Source organism: Bacillus sp. JJ1764 (assembly GCF_036962145.1).
Taxonomy (GTDB): Bacteria; Bacillota; Bacilli; order Bacillales; family Cytobacillaceae; genus Neobacillus.
In genome coordinates this window covers 1-16713 of the sequence record NZ_JBALNY010000104.1, presented here as the reverse complement: position 1 = coordinate 16713, position 16713 = coordinate 1, and the positions used below count along the sequence as shown (strand labels likewise).

13 protein-coding genes are annotated in these 16713 nt (G+C 40.1%); 4 read left to right on the top strand and 9 right to left on the bottom strand.

Features of this window, described 5'->3' with window-relative positions:
- Window positions 1–84 precede the first annotated feature (84 nt).
- The 4 genes from V7083_RS15175 to V7083_RS15160 are packed head-to-tail and all read right to left on the bottom strand — an operon-like array spanning window position 85 to window position 4760.
- On the bottom strand, window positions 85–1074 hold the full coding sequence (locus V7083_RS15175; RefSeq protein ID WP_335479256.1) for a LacI family DNA-binding transcriptional regulator: 990 nt from the start codon (window positions 1072–1074) through the stop codon (window positions 85–87).
- Window positions 1075–1100: 26 nt separating this feature from the next.
- Entirely contained in the window at window positions 1101–2585 is a 1485-nt protein-coding gene (gene galT, locus V7083_RS15170) for a UDP-glucose--hexose-1-phosphate uridylyltransferase (RefSeq protein WP_335479254.1), read from the bottom strand.
- Window positions 2578–3579 carry a UDP-glucose 4-epimerase GalE gene (galE, locus tag V7083_RS15165; RefSeq protein ID WP_335479252.1) on the bottom strand — a complete coding sequence of 334 codons (1002 nt, stop codon included), beginning with the start codon at window positions 3577–3579 and terminating at the stop codon, window positions 2578–2580. Before galE ends, galT begins: the two co-directional genes overlap by 8 nt.
- Window positions 3579–4760 (bottom strand): galactokinase, encoded by a 1182-nt coding sequence (locus V7083_RS15160; RefSeq protein WP_335479250.1) that lies wholly within the window; start codon window positions 4758–4760, stop codon window positions 3579–3581. Before V7083_RS15160 ends, galE begins: the two co-directional genes overlap by 1 nt.
- A 514-nt stretch (window positions 4761–5274) precedes the next feature.
- Between V7083_RS15160 and V7083_RS15155 the strand changes: the two genes are divergently transcribed.
- A complete protein-coding gene (locus V7083_RS15155) occupies window positions 5275–6093 on the top strand; it encodes a purine-nucleoside phosphorylase (RefSeq protein WP_335479248.1) in 819 nt (272 codons plus the stop codon).
- A 43-nt stretch (window positions 6094–6136) separates the two neighbouring features.
- On the opposite strand, the gene V7083_RS15150 is transcribed toward V7083_RS15155, so the two are convergent.
- The 3 genes from V7083_RS15150 to V7083_RS15140 form a co-directional block, all read right to left on the bottom strand.
- On the bottom strand, window positions 6137–7822 hold the full coding sequence (locus tag V7083_RS15150; RefSeq protein ID WP_335479246.1) for a methyl-accepting chemotaxis protein: 1686 nt from the start codon (window positions 7820–7822) through the stop codon (window positions 6137–6139).
- Window positions 7823–8019: 197 nt separating this feature from the next.
- The gene (locus V7083_RS15145) at window positions 8020–8559 is read right to left on the bottom strand and encodes an HD domain-containing protein (protein ID WP_335479244.1); all 540 of its coding nucleotides are present in this window, start codon (window positions 8557–8559) and stop codon (window positions 8020–8022) included.
- Window positions 8560–8606: 47 nt separating this feature from the next.
- Window positions 8607–11795: a DEAD/DEAH box helicase gene (locus V7083_RS15140; RefSeq protein ID WP_335479242.1), complete on the bottom strand. Its 3189-nt coding sequence runs from the start codon at window positions 11793–11795 to the stop codon at window positions 8607–8609.
- A gap of 269 nt (window positions 11796–12064) precedes the next feature.
- Here V7083_RS15140 and V7083_RS15135 point away from each other — a divergent pair, with 269 nt between their 5' ends.
- Window positions 12065–12583, top strand: a complete 519-nt coding sequence (locus V7083_RS15135; protein ID WP_438823731.1) for a M15 family metallopeptidase — start codon at window positions 12065–12067, stop codon at window positions 12581–12583.
- A 126-nt stretch (window positions 12584–12709) separates the two neighbouring features.
- Here V7083_RS15135 and V7083_RS15130 read toward each other — a convergent pair whose 3' ends face one another.
- Entirely contained in the window at window positions 12710–13123 is a 414-nt protein-coding gene (locus tag V7083_RS15130) for a YjdF family protein (RefSeq protein ID WP_335479237.1), read from the bottom strand.
- A gap of 227 nt (window positions 13124–13350) precedes the next feature.
- Here V7083_RS15130 and V7083_RS15125 point away from each other — a divergent pair, with 227 nt between their 5' ends.
- Window positions 13351–13902 (top strand): GNAT family N-acetyltransferase, encoded by a 552-nt coding sequence (locus V7083_RS15125; protein ID WP_335479235.1) that lies wholly within the window; start codon window positions 13351–13353, stop codon window positions 13900–13902.
- A 211-nt stretch (window positions 13903–14113) separates the two neighbouring features.
- The gene (locus V7083_RS15120) at window positions 14114–15556 is read left to right on the top strand and encodes a L,D-transpeptidase family protein (protein ID WP_335479233.1); all 1443 of its coding nucleotides are present in this window, start codon (window positions 14114–14116) and stop codon (window positions 15554–15556) included.
- Window positions 15557–15638: 82 nt separating this feature from the next.
- On the opposite strand, the gene V7083_RS15115 is transcribed toward V7083_RS15120, so the two are convergent.
- A complete protein-coding gene (locus tag V7083_RS15115; RefSeq protein ID WP_335479231.1) occupies window positions 15639–16490 on the bottom strand; it encodes an MBL fold metallo-hydrolase in 852 nt (283 codons plus the stop codon).
- Between the last annotated feature and the right edge of the window lie 223 nt (window positions 16491–16713).

Below are 16713 nucleotides of genomic sequence, written 5' to 3'. Positions count from 1 at the left end.
TCCTCTCCAATCAACAGGATTCTTTAACATAGCCTAATAAAAAAAACAGGGAGACTTATTTTGAGTCCATTCCCTGTTTTTTCTTTAAAAACTGCTATTTCTTATCATTAATTTTGTGGCGATCATAATTTTTTTAGCTGTTTTTCTGCCTTCAATTCTTTCTAGCAGTGTATCCACAGCTGTCTCCCCCATAAGCTCTGTATAAACCTTCACAGTACTTAAGGCTGGGTATACGTACTTGGAAATGCTGATATCGTTAACCCCGATAATATTGACACGGTCCGGAACGGGAATCCCTTCCTCAAGCAGAGCCCTTAACGCCCCAATCGCAATGGAATCATTGCCGGCGAAAAAAGCTGTCGGGAGGTTTTCACCTTGCTCTTGTATGGCCTTTTTCATCAGAGCATGACCGTCATGAACGGAGAAGGCCCCAATATACATAAACGATTCATGAAGGAGTCCTTTGTCAAAAAGATATCGTTTGAACGTTAGTTCTCTTGGATCTTCAATCGTAGAGGTTTTATCCATGAATACCTCTCTGCCACCGATATATCCAATTGTGGTGTGTCCTTTTTCGATGAAATGGTCGAGTACTTTCTGCGTTGCCCTTTCAAAATCATTGACCACCGAATCAAACCGATCCTCATCCGGTGAAGTGTCAACGAAAATAATATTTTTGGTGATTCCTTGAAGCTCTCTCACCTGTCTGCTGCTAAATTTCCCAATGGCAACCAAGCCTTGAATATCATCTTCTTTTAATTCTTCGTAATTGTCCTGAAAATATCTGGAGACAAGGATCCCAAGGTGCTGACAGCGATTTTCCACTCCCAGCCGAATAGACATATAGTATAAATCCTCCAGCTCTTCTTTTTCTGTATACCATTGCAGAACCGCTATTTTCCCGTTTTCTTGCTTTCGAGCTGATTTCTTCTTATAAGATAGTTCTTCCGCTACTTCAAAAATTTTCTTTTTTGTTTCATCGCTGACCGAAAGCGTTGTGTCGTAATTCAACACGCGTGATACGGTTGCAATGGAAACACCAGCTTTTTTGGCAATGTCTTTTATAGTTGCCATTTTTTAATACCATCAACTCCTAATCATCATAAAGAATAGATAAACCGTTTGAATCCAGCAGCACCTTCTTCAGTCCGCTTGAATACACCGACATCTTTTAAAGCCTTTAAAAATTTCTTTCCGACTTCTTCTCTTACTAATGAAGTGACGTTAGCTTCGTTCGCAATGCCCTTGTAGCATTCCTTTAATTCCTTAGCCCAATTTACATGATACTCTGCGACATCGGATTTTTTATCTAGGATAAAGGCCTCCACTTCCCTAAGCTCTGACAATAAGCGCGCAGGAAGAACTGCCAAGCCCATTACCTCTATCAATCCGATATTTTCCTTCTTAATATGCTGGACATCTGAATGCGGATGGAATATACCAAGCGGATGTTCAGCACTGGTTCGGTTATTGCGAAGAACCAGATCTAATTCAAACCTATTTCCTTTCTTTCTGGCAATCGGTGTAATCGTATTGTGTGGAGTATCTCCTGTCCATGATAAAATCCCCAATGATTCATCATTGTATTGTTTCCATTTAGCTAAAATATGGGCCCCTGCTTCGACAAGCGGCTTTATTTCTGCACAAGCCAAGCGAATCACTGACATTGGCCATTTGATAACGGAGCATTTGACCTTTGCGAAATTCTCCATTTCAAAGTCCCAATCATTTTCTGCCTTCGCCATGGCAAATTCATAGTGACCGCCCTGGTAATGTTCGTGAGATAATATCGAACCGCCAACAATGGGGATATCTGCATTAGATCCCAGAAAATAATGGGGAAATTGTTCAACAAAGCTTAATAACCTGTCAAACGTCATAGAGCTGATTTTCATATCAGTATGCTTTTCAGAAAGGACAATACAATGCTCATTGTAATACACATACGGCGAAAATTGTAGAAACCACTTCTCCCCAAGCAAATTCAATCGGATCATCCGATGATTGGAACGGGCCGGATGACCGACACGCCCGACATACCCCTCATTTTCAATACAAAGAAGGCATTTAGGATAGTCATTTTGCACCGCTGACCGCTCAGCTGCGATGCTTCGCGGATCCTTTTCAGGTTTTGATAGATTAATCGTTATATCCAGTGCTCCGTACTCTGTTGCTACTTTATAGTCAATATTATTTTGTATCCGCTTCATCTGAATATAGTTACTGTTTTTACTCAACTCGTAAAAATAATCCGTTGCCGCCTTCGGATCCTCGTTATATTTTTCAAAAAATAGTTGGTTAACAGTTGACGGGCGGGCAATCAAACAATTCATGATTTTACTGGTGAATATTTCCCGTTCATCAAAAATATCCTCAATGATTCTCTGTTCACAGGCATAATCAACAATTTGATCTAATAGGTCTGGAATACTCTGGGATTCTTCGTTTATGTCGGATTCTTTTCTTAATCCATTCAATTGCAGAAGTCCCAATACTTGATTTTGCGCAAACATTTCATCCTCTTGATCAATTAAATGAGTTCGCAGGGCTTGGTAAATGAGTTGTTGAACCAGACGATCAATCATGATTTTCACATCCATAGCCATTTGGGTTATGCTTATGCCAGTTCCAGGCATCCTTCACGATTTGCTCTATGGATGTCTTGAATGGATTCCACCCAAGCATCTGCTTTGCCTTGTTTGAAGAAGCGATTAATATGCTGGGATCACCTGCGCGTCGCTCCCCGATATTTACAGGGATATCAATGCTGGTCACTGCTTTAGCCGTCTCAACAATTTCCTTTACCGAGAATCCCTGACTGCTGCCGAGATTGAAAACATTGCTTTCTCCGCCATTTTGCAAATATTTTAGAGCTAAAATATGGGCCTCAATCAAATCCTCCACATGGATATAATCGCGAATACAGGTACCATCTGGAGTGTCATAATCTTCACCAAAAATAGTAACGGCAGCTCTTTTTCCAAATGCCGCTTCCAGAACAACCGGAATTAAGTGCGTTTCAGGAGAATGATCTTCACCAATTTGACCATCTGTTCTTGCACCTGCCACATTAAAATAACGAAGAGCAACATGCTTTATCCCAAATGCCTTGTCACACCATGCCATCATTTTCTCCATGGCCAGCTTGGTTTCGCCATAAGTATTGGTCGGCATCGTGATTGAATCCTCTGTTATAGGAATCACTTTTTGCTCTCCATATACAGCGGCTGTTGAAGAAAAAACAATATGTTTCACACCAAATTCCTTCATGGTTTCAAGGACAACTTGGGTTCCGTATACGTTATTGTCGTAGTATTTCAACGGTTCAAGCATTGATTCTCCCACTAGTGAATTAGCCGCAAAGTGCAAAACCCCATCAATGGTTTCTTTAACAAAAACAGACTGCATGAACTCTCGGCTCCGGATATCTCCTTCATAAAAATGTGCGTTCGGATGGATCGCATTGCGGTGTCCAGTCTGTAAATTATCAATCACTACCACATCGAAACCCTGATCGATTAACTGATAAACAGCATGTGAACCAATATAACCTGCGCCGCCCAAGACAAGTATACTCATTAAATCACATCCTCCATTTCTATTTCTTTCGCCCCGTCACCAATACTTGCGACATATAAATCAGCTTTGTAACCTATTTTTTCTTGATAGACAGTTCCAACCTTTTCAATAAAAGAATCCACCGTTTCATTGGCAACAATAGCGATGGCGCAACCTCCAAAGCCTGCACCTGTCATCCTGGCACCAAGCACTCCAGGCTGCCTCCAAGCTGCCTCCACCAATGTATCAAGTTCGATTCCAGTCACTTCATAATCATCTCGCAACGAAATATGCGATTGATTCATTAACTGACCGAATACATCTAGGTTTCCAGCTTTCAGTTCTTTCAAAGCCTTTATTGTTCTAACATTTTCATAGACAGCATGCTTTGCCCGCTTGCGAACTGTTTCATTGGTTATCAGGTGTTGACTTTCATCAAATTCCTTTTCTGTTAACTGCCCAAGCGCCTCGATAGAAAATTCTCGCTGAAGTTGTTCCAATGCTTCCTCACATTCACTTCTGCGCTCATTGTATTTGGAGTCCGCAAGTTCACGGCGTTTGTTTGTATTCATGATTAAAATTTTATGATGATCAAGCTGAATGGGAGCATATTCGTAATGTAGCGTCTGACAGTCAAGCAGAATTCCAGCGTCCTTTTTTCCCATCCCTATAGCAAACTGATCCATAATTCCACTGTTTACGCCAATAAATTCATTTTCAACCTGCTTGCCCAGCTTAATCAAGTCAAGACGGGGAATCTCTAATCCAAACAATCCGTTTACCATGACACCTATCAAAAGTTCAATAGAGGCTGATGAAGAAAGTCCTGCCCCATTGGGAATATTTCCATGAATGGCGCACTCAAAGCCTACTGGAATGTCATAGCCGGCTTCCATGATGTAACGAATCATTCCTTTTGGATAGTTAGCCCAGTTGTGCGCTTTGTCAAAAAGTAAATCATTTAAGTTAAATTCAATAATCCCTTTATCAGGAAAGTTAGCAGAATATAAACGGACAAGCTGATCATCGCGTTTTCTTGAAACAGCATACGTTCCAAACGTTATTGCACATGGAAAAACATGACCACCGTTATAATCCGTGTGTTCTCCGATTAAATTAATCCTTCCCGGAGCAAAAAAAGCCTTATCTGGCAAACTATGAAAGATGTCTATAAAAGTATTGGATAGTGTTCTCGTGCTCATCAAAATTCCCTCCATCGTCTTGTATCTGGCAAAAAGATTTCTATATTCAATTTTACCTCTAAAAGTAAAACACCTCAATTATTTTTACTAAAATTTTAGTTAAATTTTATAAAAAATTGCACACATTGTTTTCATGTGAATGGTTCAATCATTCACGTCTCCTTACAAAAAATTCTCATTTCATATGGATTTAACATACCTCTTTCCGTTCCCCTTCGGGCCGGCGTTATTTTCTTATGCTGCAATTGGTATTTTTGGCGCTTCCTTTAGCAGTACCACTTGTTTTCGGTCAAACACATTTCATTTGTTTTATTATTTTTTAAAAAAAGAAAGTCTAATTACGTCGATACTCTATTAATTTATCAAAATCTTTTTCCCAAAATGAATTTTAGTCTATTTACTTCGCTTTTATTATCGATTAAACTTTTACTGTAAAGTCATACATGCTTTGCCTGTTTATTAAGCACATTAAAAGATATATCGGATTATTTTTCCAACCAAGGAGGAAGTAAAGATGCATAAATTAGATGCGATTTTAGAAGCGCGCGATTTTATTATGAGTAAAACGGATCATAAGCCGACCATCGGGATGATTCTAGGGTCCGGTTTGGGCTCCATTGCAGATGATATTGAAAATCCTGTTAGAATTCCTTACAGTGAAATCCCTCACTTCGCTAAGTCAGAAGCAATAGGTCATGCGAATGAATTAGTGATTGGCCAGCTTAAGGGTAAAACCGTTGCAGCCATGAAAGGACGTTTCCATTACTATGAAGGGTATTCACTGGACGATGTTACCTTCCCAGTTCGTGTCATGAAAGCCTTGGGCATCGAAAATCTGCTCATTACCAATGCCTGTGGTGCGGTAAACAAGAGCTTTAGCCCGGGAGATTTAATGTTAATTACTGACCATCTCAATTTAGTTGGTACCAATCCATTAATCGGTCCTAATAACGATGAGTTGGGGACTCGTTTCCCTGATCTGTCACAAGCGTATAACCCACACTTGCGCAGTATTGCCGAAAAGGTGGCGAAGGAACAAAATATTTCCTTACAACAGGGAGTTTATGCATGGTGGAGCGGTCCTACCTATGAAACGCCGGCAGAGATCCGCATGATTCGTACATTAGGAGCAGATGCGGTCGGCATGTCAACCGTACCTGAAGTAATTGTTGCGACTCATAGCGGGATGAAGGTACTCGGTATTTCCTGCTTAACCAACATGGCTTCCGGCATCCTTGATCAGCCGTTAAATCATGATGAAGTGATAGAAGTAGCAGGTAAAGTGCGAGCTAAATTTGTTGATTTAGTAAAAGGTGTATTAGAAGAGATTTAATAGGCTAAATAAAAGAACTTGGAGGGATCCAAGTTCTTTTTTTTCATACCTTAAACTGGCTAATCAAATGTTGCAATCCCGCTGCCATATTAGACAAGGAACTTGCAGCAGCAGCAATTTCTCCCATGGATAGCAATTGTTCATTTGCTGATGCTGATACATTCTGAGAATAAATAGAGGTTTGATGAGAGATGTCTGATATACCTTTAATACTCACGGACACCTGTTGCGTACTTGCTGAAATTTCTTCCGCAATTGCCGCCAGCTCATTGATTTGATTAGCAAGTTGCAACAAAAAATGATAGATTTCTTTAAAACTCACTTCTGTTTGTTTAACGATTCCCAATCCATCATTTACTGCCACAGAAACTTGTTCAATGGATTGATTGGAACGCTCCATATCTTGTTGGATTTCTATGATTAAACTAGCAACCCGGGAAGAGGAGTCCTTGGACTGCTCGGCCAGTTTTCGTACTTCATCTGCGACAACCGCAAATCCCTTTCCGTGCTCGCCAGCGCGGGCGGCTTCAATAGCTGCATTCAAAGCTAACAGGTTGGTTTGCTCAGAAATACCTGAAATAATCTTAATAATGTCGCCAATTTCATTTGACCGCTTATCCAATGATTGGATAACCTCACCGCTTTTACTGACAGTGCATCTGATTTCATTAATTTGATCGACTGTCTTTTGAACATATACTCCGCCTTCTTTAGCCTTTTCCGTGGCTTGGGTGCTAAATTGGGTCATAACCGCTGTATTGTCAGCAATTGATTTAACTCCGATTGTTACCTCTTCCAAGGCAATCGCACTTTCTTTTACACTTGCTGTCGACTGCTCGGCCCCACTTGCTACTTCCTGAATCGATTCCGTAATATTTTTAGTTGCCTTGCTCGTTAAATTCGCACTAGCCGTTAATTCTTCAGATGATGCCGCAACAACCTCTGATGTAGCAATGACTTCATTCATCATTTTCTTTAAGTTATCCGACATTTGGTTATAACTCGAGGAAAGGGTCCCTAACTCATCTTTTGAATGGTCTTGAATGACTGATGTAAAATCTCCATTTCCTGCCAACTCCAATGCTCTGCCAATAGATGCTAGGCGTCTTCTCATTCTTTGCGTATACCAATAAACCCCAATGGAGGATATTACTATCATAATGACTAATACGATTACAAACTTTATTAAAAACGATGATAAAATCTGATCAATAATTTCTTGAGAAGCTCCTACATAAAAAATTCCGATTACCTGCCCATTTTTATTTTTAATAGGAGTATAGGCAGTTTGATAGAGATGCCCAGCCACATCTGCTTCCCCATAATAATTCTTCGCCTGTTTTAATACAGCTGACGCAACTTCCGGTGAAGCTTGGGTTCCTGTTGCCCTTTTTCCATCTTTTAAAACATTCGTTAAAACACGTGTATCTCCTTGGAAAATCGTTACAGTGTCACCGGTATCTTTTCCAATCGCATCAACAATTTGAAAATTGTCATTCAACAGGATTTTGCCTTTGTACATCTTATTATCCTTAACGACCCAATCTCCGGGATACTTCTCGTTTATGTACTTGGTTGCCAAACGTAAATCGCCTTTGGCCTTTACAACCGCAAATTCCTTAACACCTTTTGTGATTTCAAGGTTTACTACAAAGCCAATCATGACCGAAAGTAATAAAATAATAGCTACTACAATGGCTGTTATCTTGGTGCCTAATTTTAAATTCATTATATCCTCCTTATTTTCTTTTAAAAGTTCTATACCATATTTAATATAGATAATTATAAAGTTTTAAAAATTTCTGGAAGGTTGTAAATCGTACAGTATTATGACAATGTAAACGTTTAACTTTTATCATGTGCCCGTAATTAATACACAAAAATAAGGCTGCCCGCTTGATGGACAACCTTAATACTCAGTTCCTATTATCGATCAAATAACCGCCCTACCGCACTCCTTAATTCCCCCAGCAACTCAAATTCGGACTGATCACCAAGGCTGTCAACCACACTTCGGTAATACCATTCCTGCTTTTCCCTCCCACGCTTAAACCGAGTCCATACTTCATCACCCATTTGTTCATAATCATCGATTATGGACCGGATATTGTGCAGTTTGTCCGCACATGCTACTGCGCGTACTTCTATAGGTGACTCCTTTAATAAATGAATCGTGTGTTGCTTTCTCTCCTCCCAAGAAAGAGATTTATCTGGCTCAGAGCAACCCGCAACTATTTTAGAAATTTCATGGCCAAATTCACGTTCAAGGTCCTCGAGGGTAATCATGGTATCCTCTACGGTATCATGCAAGATACCTGCAGCTACGATCGCATCGTTATAACCTGCCTTCATTAAAATCATCCCAACTGCAACCGGATGAGTAATATACGGAATGTCCGTAAGTTTTCTGCGCTGATTCAAATGCGCTTTACTGGCAACCTGCAAGGCTTTTTCAATGACATTCATGGTTTTTCGCCTCCATAACGTTTTAAAAAAAAGCACCCTTAAGCAGCTTAAATCATCAAAATCTCCCGTATATCCTCCTCCGTTAAGATCGCATTCATTTTTTCATCGGAATCAATTACCTCTTCGATCAGATTGCGTTTTTTCTCTTGGAGTTCGTTCATTTTTTCTTCAATGGTTCCACTGGCAATCAACTTAATGACTTCTACGGGGTTCTGCTGCCCCATCCGGTGGGCACGGTCTGCTGCCTGCTCCTCAACAGCAGGATTCCACCAGGTATCATATAAGACCACCGTATCAGCTCCCATCAGATTAAGTCCAGTACCTCCGGCCTTCAAGGAAATGAGAAATAGATCCCGCTCCCCACCATTAAATCGTTCGCAAATTTCCAACCGTTCTTCGGCTGGTGTTTGACCATCAAGATAAAAGAAAGGCAGCCCCTTTGCCGTTAATTCTCGGCCAATCAATTCAAGCATTTTGGTAAACTGCGAAAAAATTAATACTCTTCTGCCGGAAAGTCTTGATTCATCTATAATATTTAGAAGCTGTTGGAATTTGGCCGAGCTCCCTTTGTATCCATCTACAAACAATACAGGATGGCAGCAAATCTGTCGTAGCCGGGTCAATCCTGCGAGAATGCGAATACGATTTTTTCGAATCGTCTCCTTATCCAAATGCTTCAATGTGTCGTGACGCAATTTCGCTAAATAGGCCGTATACAGTTTTTTCTGGTCAGGGAGTAATTCTACCGCTTCTAGTGACTCTATTTTTTCCGGAAGCTCTAAGAGAACATCCTCCTTCATTCTGCGCAGCATAAAAGGGCGGATTCTTCGGGCAATATGTTTTCTTTGAAGTTTGCTAAATTCCTTTAAGCCTCGGAACAGTTCCGGAAATACCACATGAAAAATGGACCATAGCTCCTCTAACGCATTCTCTACCGGGGTCCCAGTTAGGGCAAACCGATGATGTGCTTGGAGTTTCTTTACTGCTCGTGCCGTTTGGGTCAATGGATTTTTAAAGGCTTGGGCCTCATCAAAAATAACCGTATGAAAAAATGGTTTCTCAAACCAGCTCATTTCCATTCGCAATGACGGATACGAAATGATGATCACATCGACATCGGTTATGTTTTTCAATAACGAAGCCCGCTCTTTTTTAGTTCCATCAACGACAACAGCATGCACTTCTGGTGCGAATTTCTTGCATTCACTGAGCCAGTTATAGATCAGAGACGCAGGACAAACAACAAGGGCAGGCTGGTTATTTTTACGGATATCAGGAAGGACAGACACGATAAAGGCGATACTTTGAATCGTTTTCCCCAGTCCCATATCATCGGCTAAGATCCCGCCAAATCCATAGTATGCTAATGTTTTCATCCACTTAAACCCTTGCTTTTGGTACTCTTTAAGGATTGGCTCCAAACTCTTAGGAACTTCGAAATCTAACCGTCCTGGATGACGGAGATGGTCGAGAAACTGGACGAATGATTCCTCCAGCTTAAACATATCGTCTAATTCTACCGTATCAAGGAGTTCCAGGCACTTTTCGAATGGCAGATCTAATCCATTTGCAAGGTCCTTAGGCTGGATGTGCGGCGAATAGAGAAAACGTTGGATTTCTTCATATTCTCTTGTCTGCAGTGACAATAAAGAGCCATTCGGCAGCCGGAAATATTTGCGTTTTTCCTCTAACGCTGCCAATACATCACGAATTTCCTGTTCCGAGATTCCAACCATTTCGAATTTAAACTCCAGCCAATTAGTTCGTTCTTTTTTGACCTTTACCCTGATTTGAGGTCGGAAGTTATCCCTAGAAATTCGATTCCGTACGGCGGTGGTAGCATATACTTTAGCAAGCTTTTGCAGCTGTGGGAGAGTATTGTATAAGAATTCGTATTCTAGCTCTTCATTATGCAAAAAATATCCGCCATCTGTTTTGGCAAAAGAGCTGTCCTCCATGATTTGCAGGAGCTCTTCCTCTTTCTCGACGTCCCTGATTAACAAGGTTCCAGTCGGAATTTCTCTGCTCTCAAGCGGGTTAATGATCGTATGCCCATAATGAAATTCGAGACCGGCAAGGAGGCGATTTTTAACCCTGTCTAAATAAAGCTTTGGCTCCAGAGAGGTCGTCATCCACTGCTTCGTAATAGTGTCGGAAAGCATTACATGTCCCAGTTTTTTCAACCCCGGAACAACTTTCCCTAGAAAAAAATAAAGCTGCTCAGAGGCAATTGGAATTTGATTGGTTCCCGCTTCCAGCATTCCTTTCATCTCTAAAAGCCGCCGAAAATCCTGCTCTTTTAGCTGCTTTATTTTTCCACTAAATAAAACAGAACGATAGGATTCTAATATTGTCATCTTCTCAAATCCATTAACTTTCAACAAAAACCCTTTGCCAGAAGCTTCCGCAAAATCGAACGTTAGCGGCAATGTTTCCTCTGTAACGGTTAATCCGGTAAAAATTGTTCCTTCATATTCCAGTTTTACTCCCGAATTTTTAACAAGTAAATCACGAAGCTGCTCCCACGAAGAGGCGGGAATCGGAAGAGTGCTACTGACAGGTACCTCCAAATGACCCAACGAGATTTCTCCTGCAAATGTCCTTTCATCTAGTACCACGCTAATAAGCTGTTGAATGATAGGATCAGTATCTCTCTCAAAACAGTGCAAGCTTGGATCATAGGAGAATGAATGGGAGAGTGGATACCGCTCACCCTGTCTAATTTTTATTAGAAAGGTTCGGATATCTGACACTTTAAGCGTATCTATTAGTAAATCCATTCCAATTATCTTTTGACCCTCACCGACTATAATGGGTTTACAGACAAATTGGACGTCTAGGATTTGCCTTTTTTCAAAATGAAGCTGATACCCACTGGAACGAACGGGAGGTTCACTGAACAGGTTAACCAAGTCATCGGTAAGGTCGTTATTAGAACTCGTACTAACTTTTTGTTGCCTCTGCTCCAATATCGCAATTAACACAGCAGCGACATGCTGGCACTCCTTTTTAAAGGAGGCAAGCTTGGGGCAGCTGCACTCCGTTTGAATATCTCCATGTCGATCCAATTCAATTTTTACATGAAATTCTCCTTCACCTGAAACGGTTGCATGACAACTCTCTGGGTGAATCTGTTCAAATGTTACTTTATTCCTACGGTAAAAATAATCCCCTCGTTTGAAGGAGACAGTTCCACACATTTCTTTGATAATTTTATGATTAAGCAATATGTTCAAAAAGGTTGCTCCTTCCTTCTGGATTATTTAATCTTAAGGAAATGATAATATTATGATTGTATCATAAGGAACTCCACCATAATAATGCTGGAGAACTGCCATTATTTGCACAAAAAAATATGAAACAATGAAACTTTTAAAAGCGTATTTATTAATGAACTATTATTGTATGAAAGGAATCGATTACATTGAAACGGAAGCGAAAGCTAAAAAAGAAGCGTGTTGCATCTGTTGTTTTTCTCATCGCGCTGGCCGCACTCTTTTTTGGTATGATTTATACAGGCGTTTCGGACGCTAATAAAAAAACAGAAACGGTGAAGGCAGCTCCCCTGCCAACAGGACTACATCCTACGGTAAGAGAACAAACGAATCAATTAATCCAACTGGCAGCCAAAAAAGGGATTGTCGTGGTCATTACAGATGGATTCCGAAGCTCAGAAGATCAAGACCGATTATACCAGCAAGGCAGGACAATAGAGGGTGACGTCGTTACAAATGCCAAGGGCGGCCAATCTTATCACAATTATGGACTTGCTGTAGACTTTGCTTTAAAGACCAATTCGGATGAAATCATTTGGGATCGGCAATATGACGGGAATCAAAATGGCGTGGCAGATTGGTCTGAGGTCGTAAAAATAGCGAAGAATTTGGGTTTTGAATGGGGTGGCGATTGGCAAAAATTTAAAGATTATCCCCATTTGGAAATGAACTTCGGCTTATCGATCGCCCAATTACAACAGGGACAAAGACCACCTGAAAATGCTTCGCTGGTTGTCGATAAAAAATGAAATGCGGTGACAATAAAATATCACCGCGTTTTTTGGATCGTTACACAATTGCATCCACTATTTCTCGACTCATAAAAAAAACATTGGGCTATCAAACCCAATGTTTTTGTGGTGAAACCAAGTTGATTATCTGCCTTTGTGCTTTTGCTTTGCCTTTTGCCGCTTCAGTTCTCGTTTATATTGAACCTGCTCTAGCCTCAGCAACTTGTGTTTCTGCTGCTTTTCTTTTTTCCGTTCAGCATATTCTTCCTTGATGGCTTCCTGTGCTTTTGTGGATACACCTATTTGCCTAGTTTCCTTCGCGACTTTACGTTGAAGCCGTTTTGGATTCATTCTTTTCTGTGCAGCCTTATCGCATTTAATTCCTTTTTGTTCATGCTGCTCCATCAAAGAAAGCAACCTCTTGTCGACAAACTCCCAGACTTCTTGATCACTTGGCTCCGCTCCGAAAACAAAACGATAGGCCTTAAGGCGCTCCGCAGATACCATTTCCACAACGCCAACGAAATATTGACCATCATAAAAAATGGTGAGTTTCATCCTAAACCCCTCCTCTAAACATATATGAAATGACGGACATCCCGAGGAAGGAAAGGTTACTGACAGACATAAAACGTCTGCATCCGGACTACCAACCGGATTGTGTTTTTTCATTTCATCTTGAATTATACTGATTTTGGAAAATTAGTAAATGGGGTTATTTATTACGAACCCTTTAAAATTAGGTGATAAAATAAAACAGATACATGATTAGGAGGTCTATTTTTATGAAAATTCCCCAAAAAGATTATCAAATTCGGAACATACACTACATAATCAGATCTGTCAAAGAGACCGATGCCATAAATTTATCTGAGGTTAGACTTAAAATCGACGGGGAAACCGAAAACCTCGACCGTGAACCAGGTGAAGCATATATAGATGAAGCCGGTTTTCAACAACTCATTAGAAACGATACCGAGAGCGACCGAAATTTATTTTTAGTAGTAGAAGCCAATGGTAAAATTGTCGGATTTTCAAGATGTGAAGGGTACAATTTGACAAGAAAGGCCCATCAAGTAGAGTTTGGGGTAGGTGTGTTGAAGGAATATTGGGGCTATGGGATGGGGAAGAACTTATTAGCACAATCAATTCAGTGGGCTGATGCCAATCATTTTAAAAAAATGACATTAAGTGTTTTGGAAACTAACGAGAAGGCCATTAGCCTTTATCAAAAGTTAGGTTTTGAAGTGGAAGGTGTGTTAAAGCAGGACAAACTTCTTTCAGATGGACATTTTTATAATACGATTTTAATGGGGAGGATTAAGGCGGATGAGTAATAATAGGTTTTTTAATCTATTTTTAAGATTCGTCATGTAAAATAAAAAATATTTTACTATACCAATGGAAATTTTATGCCAAAAAGGCTACTATAGTAATAGTGATTTTTTGAGCATTATAGAGTAAACTTATTTAGAGTTTTGGTACAATATCACTAGAATACTATATGGAATTTTGCACCAAGGTTAGTAGTCAGTCGGAGGTAAGGTTATGAGCAACGCGGAAAAGAATTCAGTTGAAGAAAATAGGCGGGCACACTCGGCCAAAAAAAAGGGTAAGAATTGGAAATACATTACGATTGGCGGTGTGACTCTTATTGCGCTCCTAGTTGGGGGAATGAGTTATTATCAGGCAACCCGGTTCAATTCACAGGTTACGATTAATAATATCAAAGTCGGTGGACTGACTGCTGATCAGGCTTTAAAGAAATTAAAAACTACTGTCTTAAAAAACGAAGTCTATGTTGGGGACCAGCAAATACTGGACGAAGCAGACACACAGTTGGGATTTTCGAATCAAGATCTGCCTGAAGTAAAGGACTTATTGAAAAAACAATGGACTTTTATTCCTACTTCTAAATTAAAAAATTATTCCCTTGTCCCTGAAAAAGCGGATCAATATCGAAGCCAAACGATGAAAAAGCTTGTAGAAGAAAAACTCCAAACATTGAATAAGAATTTAAAAGCTCCAGTAGATGCCCAAGCTAAATTAGAACAAGGTCAAATGGTCATTTCTAAGAGCAGTGATGGAGAACAGTATGATGTCCCTAATCTATTAAAGGATTACGATCAACAGGAATTTAAAAGTGAAATTCACCTGAAACCTGTTTTCATAAAGCCTGTTAAAGAGGACAGTGACATTGTAAAAAATGAACAGAATAAGTTGCAGGAAATCCTTAAACAAACAGTTGAGTATAAGGTTCAGGATAAGGTATATACGTTAAATGCCAGCGAGGTTATTAAAAATGCCTCTGTATCCAAAGAAATGAAAGTCAACATTGATCCTACTGACATCAAGAACAAAATTACCGAGGTTAATACTTCTCAGGCCACATTAAATAAACTTATCAATTTTACAACCCATTCAGGTTCGGTTATTTCCGTAAAAGCTCGTGGCTATGGCTGGGCATTGGATGTAGATAAGGAAGCAGCACTGATCCAAGGCGCCTTTGAAAAAGGAGAAAAATCCGTTACAGCGTCAAATATTTATGGCCATGGATGGGGTGGTGAAGGGATCGGTTTTGAAACCACCACGAATAATGGGATTGGTGACACCTATGCGGAAGTGTCCATTAAAGAACAGCGGATTTGGATTTATAAGAACGGAAAATTGGCCGTTACCACTAATGTCGTAACGGGAAAACACAGCACGGGTGAAGATACATCTCCTGGATTGTGGTATATTCTTTACAAACGAAACCCATCCATTCTTAGAGGTACACATGTAGGAAGCGGAGCCTATGAAGTAAAGGTAAATTATTGGGCACCATTTACAAACAGCGGACAGGGATTCCACGATGCAGGCTGGCGGAAAAACTGGTCAGGCGATGCCTATCTTAACGCTGGTTCCGGCGGATGTGTGAATACGCCTTCCAGTATCATGAAAACTGTTTACGACAATCTTAGTACGTATGAACCAGTAGTCGTATATTAATTAAAAAGGATGTCACCAATTTTTTGGTGCATCCTTTTTTTATTAAAGTTAAACCTATTTTTTTTGAAAAATCTAACCGTTTTTATTTGTACCCATTAAGGAATTCCTCAATAATCTCCAACTCATCCTCATTCAGATCCCTTTTTACTTGGTCTCTATACTTTTTGATTATATGTGGTTTCTCCCCTTTACAAGATTCCGTTAACTTGGCAATTTCCCGAAGCATATAAGCCTCTTGTTGGAATTCTGCTTTTGAAATCGGCTTCCAGTGAGAGAGAACATAGTATTCTGCATCAAAAGTCTCTAACAGTTCAAGCATCTGAAGCGTTTTTTCAATGGTGTAATTTCTCTTTTCCGCATAAATGTCGGCATAGATACAGTCCCCAAGAAACAAGATTTTTTCTTCCTTTATATAGATCACAACGGAATCGGAAGCATGATCTCCACCTACGTGTTGTAAAATGCACGTCACACCCCCGAGATCAATTTCAATTCGATTTTCAAATGATAATGTTGGTAACGTTACGGCAATATCACGATGTGTCGAAAATTCCTTCTTTATTGCTGTGGAACAAAATTCGATTTCAGTCCCTTCTTGGACCCGTTCATCTAAAGCGGTATCTGTCCAGGAAAGGCCAATAAGCTTCTCAATTTCTTGTTTCGTTTCTTTAGAAGAAATCGAAACAGCTTCTGTTAATGCAGAAAGGCCAAAAATGTGATCCCAATGCCAATGAGTAAGGCAGACGATGTCCGGTCTTGGCACTTGTCTTTTCGTCAGTTCTGCAAGGAAGTATTCTGCATGGGCTTCTGAATTCCCCGCATCAATCATCAATGCCTTTTGATCTCCAACCACCATGCCCAAAATAGGGCGATCCGTCTCCGAGACAGGAGTTATGTACCAAAACCTCTCACCGATTCTCTCTACTGATTGCATATAAAAAGTCCCCCATCCAATATTTTCCCTTTTATTATAATATAAGCGGTTCCTGTCACCATTATTATTTTTAAAAGACCGTTACACAGTATCTTTCTTTGCCCTTTAGGCTTATATTAGTCACAACTTCGGACAAGTTCTTGGCCTTTTGAGCAACTCCTTGACTGAAGTTCACTTATCTTCAGACACAGCCTTCCTTTTTTGGACCTGCCTTGTCTGAAGT

Coding starts and splice junctions, on each gene's coding strand:
- V7083_RS15150 (WP_335479246.1), bottom strand. CDS start 7,822: ATGAATTTAAAATTAGGCACCAAGATAACAGCCATTGTAGTAGCTATT.
- galT (WP_335479254.1), bottom strand. CDS start 2,585: ATGATTGATCGTCTGGTTCAACAACTCATTTACCAAGCCCTGCGAACT.
- V7083_RS15155 (WP_335479248.1), top strand. CDS start 5,275: ATGCATAAATTAGATGCGATTTTAGAAGCGCGCGATTTTATTATGAGT.
- V7083_RS15160 (WP_335479250.1), bottom strand. CDS start 4,760: ATGAGCACGAGAACACTATCCAATACTTTTATAGACATCTTTCATAGT.
- V7083_RS15135 (WP_438823731.1), top strand. CDS start 12,065: ATGATTTATACAGGCGTTTCGGACGCTAATAAAAAAACAGAAACGGTG.
- V7083_RS15130 (WP_335479237.1), bottom strand. CDS start 13,123: ATGAAACTCACCATTTTTTATGATGGTCAATATTTCGTTGGCGTTGTG.
- V7083_RS15145 (WP_335479244.1), bottom strand. CDS start 8,559: ATGAATGTCATTGAAAAAGCCTTGCAGGTTGCCAGTAAAGCGCATTTG.
- V7083_RS15175 (WP_335479256.1), bottom strand. CDS start 1,074: ATGGCAACTATAAAAGACATTGCCAAAAAAGCTGGTGTTTCCATTGCA.
- V7083_RS15125 (WP_335479235.1), top strand. CDS start 13,351: ATGAAAATTCCCCAAAAAGATTATCAAATTCGGAACATACACTACATA.
- V7083_RS15115 (WP_335479231.1), bottom strand. CDS start 16,490: ATGCAATCAGTAGAGAGAATCGGTGAGAGGTTTTGGTACATAACTCCT.
- galE (WP_335479252.1), bottom strand. CDS start 3,579: ATGAGTATACTTGTCTTGGGCGGCGCAGGTTATATTGGTTCACATGCT.
- V7083_RS15120 (WP_335479233.1), top strand. CDS start 14,114: ATGAGCAACGCGGAAAAGAATTCAGTTGAAGAAAATAGGCGGGCACAC.